This is a genomic window from Brevibacillus gelatini (assembly GCF_003710935.1).
GTDB classification, from domain to species: Bacteria; Bacillota; Bacilli; order Brevibacillales; family Brevibacillaceae; genus Brevibacillus; species Brevibacillus gelatini.
This window is the reverse complement of sequence record NZ_RHHS01000006.1, coordinates 42,834-54,542: the sequence shown is the minus strand read 5'-3', so window position 1 is coordinate 54,542 and position 11,709 is coordinate 42,834. Positions and strand designations below refer to the sequence as shown.

8 protein-coding genes, 2 pseudogenes and 1 CRISPR repeat array are annotated in these 11,709 nt (G+C 47.8%); of the genes and pseudogenes, 2 read left to right on the top strand and 8 right to left on the bottom strand.

Annotation, left to right across the window (positions count from 1 at the left end; translation table 11 throughout):
• Positions 1-93: 93 nt before the first annotated feature.
• Positions 94-633, top strand: a complete 540-nt coding sequence (locus EDM57_RS01365) for a hypothetical protein (protein ID WP_246005706.1) — start codon at positions 94-96, stop codon at positions 631-633.
• Between the two features lie 116 nt (positions 634-749).
• Here the strand turns inward: EDM57_RS01365 and EDM57_RS01360 are convergent, their stop codons facing one another.
• Positions 750-1,508 (bottom strand): prepilin peptidase, encoded by a 759-nt coding sequence (locus EDM57_RS01360; RefSeq protein WP_122902986.1) that lies wholly within the window; start codon positions 1,506-1,508, stop codon positions 750-752.
• 256 nt (positions 1,509-1,764) lie between these two features.
• Between EDM57_RS01360 and EDM57_RS01355 the strand changes: the two genes are divergently transcribed.
• Positions 1,765-2,889 (top strand): NAD(P)/FAD-dependent oxidoreductase, encoded by a 1,125-nt coding sequence (locus tag EDM57_RS01355; RefSeq protein ID WP_122902985.1) that lies wholly within the window; start codon positions 1,765-1,767, stop codon positions 2,887-2,889.
• 385 nt (positions 2,890-3,274) lie between these two features.
• On the opposite strand, the gene EDM57_RS01350 is transcribed toward EDM57_RS01355, so the two are convergent.
• From EDM57_RS01350 to cas5c, 7 genes and pseudogenes are all read right to left on the bottom strand, one after another.
• Entirely contained in the window at positions 3,275-3,766 is a 492-nt protein-coding gene (locus tag EDM57_RS01350) for a GNAT family N-acetyltransferase (RefSeq protein WP_122902984.1), read from the bottom strand.
• 748 nt (positions 3,767-4,514) lie between these two features.
• Positions 4,515-5,757: a CRISPR direct-repeat array (repeat unit 32 nt; unit sequence ATTTCAATCCACGCATCCGCGTAGGATGCGAC).
• Between the two features lie 167 nt (positions 5,758-5,924).
• Complete coding sequence (cas2, locus tag EDM57_RS01345) at positions 5,925-6,215, bottom strand: CRISPR-associated endonuclease Cas2 (RefSeq protein ID WP_122903020.1); 291 nt, start codon at positions 6,213-6,215, stop codon at positions 5,925-5,927.
• A 9-nt stretch (positions 6,216-6,224) separates the two neighbouring features.
• A pseudogene (gene cas1c, locus EDM57_RS01340) lies at positions 6,225-7,199 on the bottom strand (type I-C CRISPR-associated endonuclease Cas1c); the annotation flags it as partial.
• Positions 7,200-7,271: 72 nt separating this feature from the next.
• Positions 7,272-7,816: pseudogene (gene cas4 / locus EDM57_RS01335) on the bottom strand (CRISPR-associated protein Cas4); the annotation flags it as partial.
• Positions 7,806-8,666 (bottom strand): type I-C CRISPR-associated protein Cas7/Csd2, encoded by an 861-nt coding sequence (gene cas7c / locus EDM57_RS01330; RefSeq protein ID WP_122902983.1) that lies wholly within the window; start codon positions 8,664-8,666, stop codon positions 7,806-7,808. The gene cas7c and the pseudogene cas4, both read right to left, overlap by 11 nt.
• A 15-nt stretch (positions 8,667-8,681) precedes the next feature.
• Positions 8,682-10,592, bottom strand: a complete 1,911-nt coding sequence (gene cas8c / locus EDM57_RS01325) for a type I-C CRISPR-associated protein Cas8c/Csd1 (protein ID WP_122902982.1) — start codon at positions 10,590-10,592, stop codon at positions 8,682-8,684.
• A complete protein-coding gene (gene cas5c, locus EDM57_RS01320) occupies positions 10,589-11,308 on the bottom strand; it encodes a type I-C CRISPR-associated protein Cas5c (RefSeq protein WP_122902981.1) in 720 nt (239 codons plus the stop codon). The genes cas8c and cas5c overlap by 4 nt, the downstream gene beginning before the upstream one ends.
• Positions 11,309-11,709 lie beyond the last annotated feature (401 nt).

Genomic DNA, 11,709 nt, shown 5'->3' with positions numbered 1-11,709 from the left:
TAGAACACAAGCCATGTCCCTATTTAATTCCATTTATGATAAATTTATCATGGACTTTGTTGCAAAGAGAATTTTATAAATGGGGTGACGAAGATGAACCTGTTAAAAAACTTTCTGTTATTATTGTTGATCTTAGTGGGAATTGGTGGATGTGCGGGGGCCACTGACCATCGGGAAGAATATAGCAGTGTAGCTGAAAATCCAATTAGCAACCAGGGAAATGTAATGATTGGCGCAGATACTATTAAATTACATGAACTGAGCAGTAATCAACAGCGCAAAGACCATTTCAAATTTGCGTTTGATCCAACTGTTCAGCAAGAGATTGCATATTACAAAATCGGCGAGACAGTTACCATCGATTTTGGTGAAACAGTATATGATAACATCACTATTTTGGACCATCTCCTCAATTCTGAAGGTGAACAGTTATATACGGACAAAGAAATCAAAAATGTTGCCTTTACCAAGATCGACAATACCTATCAATTCAAATTAGAAAAGCACTTTGCTTCTGCTTTAAACTCGAATTATGAACCGTCTCAAACAGTTTATAGAGGCTTTCGAATCAATGCTTACAAAGACGATAAGGAATATCCATTTGGATTTGTGATAAAAACAGATTCTTACTAATGTTTTTGACTCTCCTCTTCGCTATCGATTTGATCTCAATACTAGTGTCCATTCAGCATAGCCGATCCACTCTTACTCTCAAATTGCAGATGCCCCATTTTTTACAACCCCAATGATTAATAGACGGCCAAATACCAGTTTATATCCGAACCGTACAAATAGGCGGTAACAGCCCCCAGCGCAATAAACGGCCCAAACGGAATCATCGACTTGCGCGTCACTCTCTTGCTCACCAGCAGAGCAAGTCCATACAAGGCGCCAAATGCCGAAGAAAGAAACACCGTCAAAATGAGCAACGGCGGCGACAGAAACATCCCGATCACCGCAAACAGCTTGACATCGCCGCCCCCCACCCCGCCACGCGTGATGAGCGCAAGCAGGAAAAACAACAAAAAGCCTGCCGCCATCCCGATCAAATGCGCTGCATAGCTGGCGTCGCCATAGGGCCAAAAAAAGCGCCCGACGAGAAAAAGCAAAAAGAACGGCAGCAGCACTCTATTCGGAATCAGCCGATACGCCAAATCCGCCACCGTAATGATTGCCAGCAAGGAGACAAACAAGACCCCGAACAACGTCTCCCAGGTCAGATCGTACCGCAAATAGACAAGGACAAAACCAAGCCCCGTCAAGCCTTCCATCACGGGATAGAGCGGAGAAATGGCTGTCGCACAGCCCTTGCATCTTCCTTTTGCGAGCAGATAGGAAACAACCGGAATGAGTTCTATGGGCAATAACCGCTGCTTGCAGGTCGGACAATGCAACGGCGGGGGAAGGATAGACTCTTTTTTCGGCACTCGCAGCCCGACTGCGATGTAAAAGGAGCCAAAAAGGAGGCCAAGGAAGAAGAAAACAATAGAGAGTGGCAATTGGAGCATGTCTTCACCTCTGCTGGGAGCATCACTGCGGCTATTTTCCTAATATTAGCAATCTCAACATACCACAACCGCTGTCATATCGTCCATTAAAGAGTATTGGCGAATAACCGAACAGCAGAGCTTATACCCTTTGGCGCCCTTCTCTGTTCACCATGTTCACAAGCTGCGTTTCGTCGCAGACATACCTTTTCTTGCTCCATTGGTTTATAGTTAAAAAGGAAAACATCGTACACCCTCATGGAAAAGGATGCGAACCATGCAAAAAATCATTGTTGTAGGTGCCGGAATTTTAGGTGCTTCGACGGCGTATCAACTTTCAAAAAGAGGCGCAGAAGTCATCATTGTGGATCGAAAACATAAAGGCCAGGCCACCGATGCTGCCGCAGGGATCATTTGCCCGTGGCTGTCGCAAAGGCGCAATAAGGCGTGGTACAAGCTGGCGAAGGAGGGCGCGCGTTTTTACCCCTCGCTGATCGCCGAACTTGAGCAAAGCGGCGAAACAAACACCGGGTACGCCCGTGTCGGCGCACTCAGTATTCACAAAGACAGCGAAAAGCTGCTCGCACTGGAAAAGCGGGCTCTCACGCGCAGGGAAGACGCGCCGGAGCTGGGCGACGTCACCGTGCTTTCTCCTGACGAGACAAACGCGCTTTTTCCTCCGCTCGACGCGGAGTACGCCGCTGTGCATGTAACAGGAGCGGCGCGCGTGGATGGCCGTGCCTTGCGGGATGCTTTGCTCCGAACTGCGCAAAAAAACGGAGCCGTTCTATTATACGAGGAAGCAACCCTGCTGCATAACGGAACACGGATCACCGGCGTACGTGCAGGCGCTGAAACGATCACCGCCGATGCTGTCATCGTCTGTGCCGGAGCGTGGGCGAGCGAAATTCTCCAGCCGCTTGGCGTCCAGTTCAAAGTCACCTTCCAAAAAGGGCAAATCGTCCATCTGGAATATTCAGACTTACACACAGGCAACTGGCCAGTCGTGATCCCCCCCAACGATCAGTATTTGCTCGCCTTCGATGAGCAAAAAATGGTCATCGGAGCCACGCACGAAAACGATGTCGCGGGCTTCGATACACGGGTAACATCAGGCGGCTTGCAAGAAGTGTTCACAAAAGCGCTGGACATTGCCCCCCGCCTTGCCGACAGCACATTCGTGGAAGCGCGAGTAGGCTTTCGCCCGTTCACGCCGGGATTTCTTCCTGTTTTCGGCCCGCTCCCCGGCTGGGAAGGGATTTTCGTTGCCAACGGCCTTGGCGCGTCCGGCCTGACGATGGGGCCTTTTATCGGCGATCAAATGGCCAAGCTTGCCCTTGGCCTGGAGTTGGATATTCAGTTGGAGCACTACGCTGTCTCAGGCGCGATTGCTGCTGAATGAGAATGATTTTGCAGAAGCGAGGTCTTGTCCCTTTGCGGGGCGGGCCTTGTTTTTGTTTTCAGGTTGGTTGTCGGTTACTGTATCGAGCGAAGGAAAGCCGTTGTAGCCTGGCGTAACAAACGGATTTTGTATGGCAGAAAGACAAAGCACGTCTAGGATTGGACTCGGCTTAGGTTTGATCGCATCGGTGCGACCGCTGGTATTCGAACTGGCGCTTGAAATCCAGTGAATGCGCGACATGCGAGAACTGAGACAGGAGCTATCGTGGAAAGGGGAACCGGGGGCAACAGAACTAACGGAATGCGAGAAGAGCCGGGAACCCTTTACCGATGCAGGTTCCCGGCTAGTTTCGCACCCCCGCTGTCTGCTGGTACAGTGGTGGCGATTATCCACATTCTTTTGGCAACGGCAAACAGTAAACAAACTGCTCGCCAATCGGCCCCATTTTTCTTCGCCCGGTATCTTCAAAACCCACTGCCTCATACAGCCGCTGGGCAGGGATATTTTTATGGTTCACAGCCAAAACAATTTCCGTACAGGCAGGAAACTCGTTCCGGATAAACTCCGGCAAGAGAAGCAGTCCTTGCTTCGCATAGCCTTTGCCTTGCTGTGCATGGTTAATGGAAAAGGAAGTGAGCAGCATCGCGTCGGGGTTCGCGGAATACTCCTTTACTCGCTCCGTCGAATGCAGCAAAAAGAAGCCCACGGGTTCCTTTTCGCTTACAATCACAATCGGGTATTGGCCTTCTGTTACCGCCAAAGTATTGACTGGCAATGACGTAAACTGTTCCTGCTCCTTCTGGAGTTCGAACAAACTCAGCCCTGGCAGATGTTCGATAGAATATTGCGTCAATTCAACGTGAACGGGTTTGTTCATTGGAGTGTAGCACCTACTTTTTTCTTTTTACAATAGCACAGGAACGTATGTTTGTCAGCGGGTAAAGCGTGCTTGTAAATGGAGGATAAGTTGGTATGAGGGAATGGTCTTCGAGTCCGTCCGGGATAGTTCCCGGTGCTGCCATCATTGACGCAGTAGCATCGAGGCATTTTTGCCGAATGGTTTTGTGCTCACGATTGTCTCCCTGAAGGTCAGCGCGCGGCTCTTTGTTTTTTCTTCCATAAATCCACAAGGATGATGAAAGCCAGAATCAAAAGGGAGTGCACGAAAGGCTTCAGGACGCTGGGATCGTCGTAAATAAAGCAAGCCACAATAAAGTTCAGGGCAAATGTGATGAAGTATCCGAACATTTGCTCACCTCTTATCAGAATTGGGGTTCGAATTAGGTGGATTTACCAATGTTGGACTGCGCTGTTTATTCATAATTGTAGCCGGAGAAACAAGCTTGTACACCACGACCTGGCGACTTGTTTTAGTTTCTCGTTCCTTTGGGTTATGATAGGTCAGATAGATGATCGGGGCTCCCCCTGCCGTAGTGAGGGGAGCGGTGCGGTCTTTTGGGGGAATGCGAACATATGGTAGAAACGCTCTGCTTTTGCAGGGGGAGCATTATATGCCAAGTCGTAGATGCTTGGCACGGTGATCTACGCCCTCGACAGCACTGCATGGTCGGTTCGCTAATCGCCTTTTTGTGTCGTACAATCCCGCGTTTTCCGCTCCTGACGTTATTTCAATCCGCACATCCGCGTAGGATGCGACCCCAAACAAGGAAAAGCCAAGATCGTACCACTGGTCATTTCAATCCACGCATCCGCGTAGGATGCGACTATTATCGTGGAGTTGTCGCGCCGCAACTGGAGTGACATTTCAATCCACGCATCCGCGTAGGATGCGACCGCCAACTCCTTAGCTGTGCTAGTGTCCTGGATATTTCAATCCACGCATCCGCGTAGGATGCGACAAGTACGCCATACTCTCTTCCGTCCAAGGTGATGTTATTTCAATCCACGCATCCGCGTAGGATGCGACAACAGTTGCCTGCTGACAAGTTCCAAGGCGACTACATTTCAATCCACGCATCCGCGTAGGATGCGACGACGACTTTTTGGATAGTCTTGACCTGACTCATGCTATTTCAATCCACGCATCCGCGTAGGATGCGACGAGCAACCAGCGACAATGCCCGTAGGATAGCCGAAATTTCAATCCACGCATCCGCGTAGGATGCGACATCGAAAAGGCAGCTCACGGTTTCATGGAGCGGCAATTTCAATCCACGCATCCGCGTAGGATGCGACACTCAAGGAGGAGCGCGACAAGCGGATTGCAGCAATTTCAATCCACGCATCCGCGTAGGATGCGACGGGGTCGGACGCGGTACCTGCGATATTATACGTGATTTCAATCCACGCATCCGCGTAGGATGCGACGACGTTCGAGCACAAGGTGCCCGTATCCGCGCTCGCATTTCAATCCACGCATCCGCGTAGGATGCGACCGTGTTCGGTGTCCGCGTGGCTCAGGAAATCCGCAAATTTCAATCCACGCATCCGCGTAGGATGCGACAGGTGCGCTTGGATGTTGTCGTATTCCCAATAAGATTTCAATCCACGCATCCGCGTAGGATGCGACGTGTTCGGTGTCCGCGCGGTCCAGGAGTTCCGCAAATTTCAATCCACGCATCCGCGTAGGATGCGACACGAGGCCCTGTTCGACCTTGACCTTTTCGCCATCGTATTTCAATCCACGCATCCGCGTAGGATGCGACGGGAGCGCCTGCGTTTCACACGGGCGTCGACCTCGTAATTTCAATCCACGCATCCGCGTAGGATGCGACTAAAGGCGGGCGACCGCGTGCTCGTCTCGTCGATATTTCAATCCACGCATCCGCGTAGGATGCGACCACGTGTTCGTCAATATCGACAACAGGCCGATGAAATTTCAATCCACGCATCCGCGTAGGATGCGACAGCGAATTTTCACTTCAAATATACTTTCGTTTTATATTTGTAATAAAAATACGCCTAAATTCATTCATGCGTTAAGATAACTAGAGAAAACAGACAAAAATCTGGCATTTCGGCGCGTTTTTCAGGTGCGAATCTCCTTGGGAATTCGTGTGCGCTACACATTCGCACTAGAAAATCAGTGGTCCCTCTAAGTCAATTGATTCTTTCACCCCCAAATGCTCTACCTTATTTTTATAATGATTGCCTAGTTGATAAATACGGAGGCTATCCTGATCTTGATCGATGATCGAGAGCAATTCTAGCTTCAATGAAGTAAGCTGCGTGGAATCCACAATGCATTCAAACACGGAATGTTGGACACGTTGACCGTAGTTTTGGCATATTTTCGCGACACGGCGAAGTCTTTTTTGCCCTGCACTGCTGGCTGTACTCACATCATACGTAATCAATACCAGCAAACCATTCACCTACTTCCACAAAAAGGGAGGATACTCATCCAAATCATTACGTAAAAAACGGGCTAACAATAAAGCTTGTGCGTGCGGAACCAGGCCCCAGGAAATTTTCTCCCCAAGGTAAGGATGAGTAATTTTCTCCTGTTTTTTATTTTGCCATGCCGTTAGGAACTTCTTTCTCGCTTCATCCCCCATAATTACAGCACCATTCTCTTTTACTAAAAAATCCTCCTTGCTCACAATCTTTTTGTTAATTAACGACAGCACAAACCTATCTGCAAAGACTCCTCGCAGTTCCTCCATCACATCTAGGGCCAGAGAGGCCCTCCCTGGCCGATCTCGATGCAAAAAACCAACATATGCGTCTAATCCAACACCCTCCAGTGCCGCCGCCATATCAATTGCCAATAGAGAATAGGCGAATGACAGCATTGCATTCACGTTATCCAGCGGAGGTCTCCGTGAGCGACCACGAAAGTAAAAACTCTCTTTTTGCTGTAAAATCATGGAGTCAAATATTCTGTTGTAGCAAATAGCCGCCTGACCTTCCAGCCCCCTTAGCCTCTCCAGATTTTCGCATTTCCTCACATCCAAAAGTAAAGAGGATAACTGCTTGGATGCATCCTTAAATCGGTCAACATCGATCCGTAAAGGATAGTCTCTTGTCATTCTTTCAATCATCCATTTATGGTTGTAAATCTTGCCTAATATAAAATTACGAGCAACTCTTGCGGAAAGAACTTCATCCTCTGACACCAAATACTGTTTTTTTCTCAGGACGACATTTCCCTTGCTTTCCCCAATCACTCTGGCAAGAAACCGGCCATTTCTGGTGAAGAATGTCAATGAGATATTCCGCTCAGCGCAATATCCCATCAGAGCTGGGCTGGCACCAGTGTAGCCAAATGAGATGATCGATTCCAAGTTGTGTAACGGCAGCCTTCCCAACTTCTCCTGATCCTTTAGGAGAACGATATTATCGCCATCATTTCAATCCACGCATCCACGTAAGATGCGACCCGTTTGAAATGTTCCCTCTTTTTACACCGATCAACTCCGAGTATGTCTGCGAGTATAGTAATCTTGCATCTCAGTAACAATCCGCTTCACATTCTCTTTCAAACCAGCCGTTAGGGGAAAACCTCGACTCGATGCTTGATTTCATCGTAGTAAATATAGCCGAGGTCTATGTCGCACAACAGCATTTCCTCAAGACAAACTGCTTGGGCAACTAGTTGTACGACATCCTCTTCTCCACTTTTCGGCTTTCCACGTTTATATTCAATCGGGTATACAGCGTATTTGCCTTCAGCCCGATTGATTTCAACGCCGTTATCACTTTTTACAAACTCCACGACATCACAGACACCTGTAATCTTGAGATTTTCCGATTTTACAGGCATTGCCCGAACGATCAGTTTGTCCCTTCTCTTTTCTCTGGCAAACGGTTGATCTGCCTTCCGATGAAGGTGTACGCCCTCGATCGTTCTGGCATTCTCCTCCCACTGCTGTTCGATGTGAATTAATGCCCACTGTCGTTTGCAAAATTGAAAATGCTGAATGCCGGACAAAAGTAAATAATGATCGTCTTCATTAAATTCCATCCAAAATCTCTACTTTCAACCCATCCAATGGTTGTACCGAGAACATGTAGTCTTCAAATTTCTTAGGTTCTTCTACAAGCCTTTCGATCAGTAACGAACGATGCACCTTTGCAGAGGAATATTGGCCCAGCTTGGACTGATGTTCCCACCAATACACCTTGTGAACTTCCATACTTCCTTCGGGGCGAGCCGAAGACGCATCATTTTCAAACAAGGTCACTAGTGCCCGCTTGATTTTCTCGGCGTCTTCGTTTGTGAAGCCCGTTTTTTCGGCGAGCTGGGTATTGATGCTTCCATAAAAAACATAGACACCCGAATCGACCCGATGCTTCATTCCCATCGTATCAGAACCTCTAGATGCTCCAGGCTCTGAATTCACGCTTTTGGTAATTTGGATGCTGGAGATGTCAATAGGATCCAGGCTGGTTGCGGTGTGAATGGAAACTGGTCCCCTTACTCCAACAGATACACCGGCTCCCTTTTCAGCTTTGAATGCAAATACTTGACCAAAGCTTCGCACGTCGATCCATTCCTGGCAAGCAATTCTGGCAAACTCATCACTTGAGACGTTTTTGGTCTTTAATACCTTCTCCAACTCGGGATTGGCATCTGCACGCTCACGGAGGCTTCCATATGAATCCGCCTTGCGATCGTTGGACTGTACAAAAATGGATTCGCCCATATCCTGCAGACGATTTCGAATCTTCCGTTTCAATGCGACATCAGAAATTTCTCCATGACCATCATAGTTTTGACGCGGACGATTGCCATTCAGCGGGTCCCCGTTAGGATTGGCCTTGGTCACTGACAAAACGACTGCAAAATCGATTTTATGATCCAGAGTTGTCATATTGTTCTCTCCTTTTTAATTGTTTGTTTCCATTTCCTCTGTGTCGTTCGTTCCCTTTTTGGTATACAGGTCGTGCCTTTGACTGTAGAATCCAAGCAAAAACTTGCCGGATAATGGTTTGTTATTGAATTGTTCAACAGGAATACGCGACCCAACTTCATCAATAATCCGGTTGTAGTAGAACGCTTGTCTGCCCAGTCTGACCTGATAAGGCTGCAAGCACGCCTGAATCGTCCGCCAGGTTCGCTCTGGGTGCCTTGAAAACTCATTCATGTAGCGAACTGCATTGCTGGCTCGGTCCTCAGCCCCCAACGCTCGTCGTTCCAAAACATCTGCCACGGCCAACAGACGGCCAAATAAATAATCACGGTCATTGATGCTTTCATCCAACGCCACTTTGAAGCCCTCCTGTTCTTCCTGTTTGTTAATCAGCGCACACGCGATGCTCAACGTCTTCTCCCACTCCCATTTTTCCATGGAAACGGGATTGGCTGCGCGCCGGCAGGAACTCGTTATGATATCCAATGGAATTTTTCGGCCATCCAGCACACAAGGCAACATTCGCTCCATGACACCTTTGACCACTTTCTCGCTTGCCCGTGGTCCGTATGCAGCAAATGCAATATCCTTCAAGGCAGGTGCTCCAATAAACTGCACAAAGTCTCCGTTGTCATTTTTGCGGTATTTATGCAACCAGGTGCAAGTCGAATGCCATTTCACCAGCTTGTCCAAATACTGCTCTTTGTCCATATTGCGGTAATACAATACCGCCATGCGCCCCGTCGTTGCCGAATCGAGAACCAAAATATTCACATTTTCTTTTCTGTCGGACAAACCTGACAGTTTGTTGCGATACCCGTCCAGCGCTTTCGCTACCTCTACAGCCAATTCTTTATTGGTATATGCAATTTTGTCTTTGGTAGAGTCCGAAGTAGAATCAATTGCAAACAAATCCTCAGTAACACCGGGAATATCCAGTTCCTGATTGCTCCAGACAAGAAACACTCTCTGATCGATAATTTTCCCTTGGCGATTGATTAGCCACTTCAGTGCATTATGCGCTTTCTGGGATACTTCGTAGCTGATGCTTGCCGCCTCGTGGCTTTGTGCAAACCGCCCTCTGAATGTAAAGCCGCTGTTGTCATTAGCCGAGATCAGCTTGGCTTTGTCTGCTGCATTCCTGATTTTGTTGGCATGCTTGTCTGTTGCAGGCAATTTCCTACCCGTTACGTAGCAGAAATCTTCGCCACCTAGCTTGCTGCTGTAAAATTGAATGAAAGAATCGTATACCTGCTGATCGTTCCACACCTTCGACAGTACCTTCGTCGGAGAGTAGACGTTAAATCTGACAAACGCGCTTGTCTGCTCACCAGCAACGACCGAAAAGATCGGTGGCTTGGCTCCGTAACGAGCTTCGGCATTTTTATCCCATTTGCTCAACAGTCGCTGATTTTCGTCTACATATAAAATCCCATGCGCAACTAAATCCTGAATCAACCGCCCCTTGCGCAGGTAGCGGTAGATGCTTTTCACCTTGTCGACAGCGTATGGAGAATTTGCCCACTCTTCCAATTGCTTGATATAGTGCGGAAAGGGCTCTTCCTTTTTGACTTCTCCACCATAGTCTTTGTAATCTCCCGCTACGTAGCTTAATTTGTCATGCAATGGATAAGGGGCGATCTTTGTACCTGATCGACTGGCGGAATCTTCTGTACATGGGATGACTGTGCTGGCATCGTTTTTCTCAACTACTGTCGCAAAATGAAATTCTCCATCTTCCGTTACATCCACTTCGATATGGGCATTTTGCGTAGTATGCGAAACAGGCAGCAGCATGTACTCCTGGTCGTTGTACTTTCTCTCAATCTTGCCGACAAACTCCAGATTCGCTTCGTATGTTTCGTACAAATTCAATAGCCAGCTCATCGCTTGTCCACCTCTTCCAGTTCGGCAAACAGATCATCCACGGAGAGTAGGTTAGTAGAGTCGAAATGCTTTGGCTTCATACTAGAAATCGGTCGAATTTGCGTGCACTGCTCTGGTCTAGGAAAGCGGATAACCCCGTTCTTCATTACAGGATTCCATAGACGAACTTCCATCTGATTCCGCCCGGTTTCGTCTGGATAATTGATGCCATGCACCATCGTTCCCAGATGAATCTCCTCGTATTTGTCATAAAATCCGTCTCCCTCGCCAAACACGCATGGCTCGACATATGCCTGACATTCCCGCGTGCCAAGGAAGATGTCTCTTCGCCCTCCAGCCCGAAGTGAGCGTTTCAAAATGTTGTGATGCTTATGCTCGTTGCGATCATACTCCAGTTCCGGGCGATTCATATTGAACTCGAAATGGGCTCGCACTTGGTAGCGCACATCTCTCAAATACGTGTAGTTGGCAAGCGTATTCCCTCCGCCGTATTCGATTGGACGAACGCCTTTGGACTCCATGCGGATTGGGTTCATGATCCGCACTTCATCTACGATCATCACCAATGTGGGCTTCCAGTAAATGGACTCCACTACGCCTTTGAGAGCCTGGTATGTAGGAACTTGGTAGGAAAGCTTTTCTCCGCCAATTTTTGTTAATGGGTCGGTGAATAGAGCATAAGACCCAAAAACTTCAAACTCGATTGCGTTTCGCATAGCATTACCTCCTCTCTTGTACTGACTTACTTAATAGTAAACCGTAAAGACAAAACCAGACAGATTTCTTAAGTGTCCTCGGTTTGCAAACTCGTGTACTTCGATACTTTCGATTGCGTTCTTGTTTCGTTAAACCACTTGACGTATTTTCTTAGTTCCACCTTCAACTGTGTCAACGACTAATACTACCGATCTTTACGAACCCTACTCTGATTAACTTATTAGTAAGTAATCAACTAACTGGGAGTGTTTGGCAAATGAAAAATACCTAATTTTACAATTATATTTTTATCAACACACATCGATAAGTAAAATTTATGCAAAGATTTGACATGGGGCCTTTATGGTTATGAGCGGTTGCAATGACCAAAGCACCTATCATCCCCACCTCCCCATGTCAA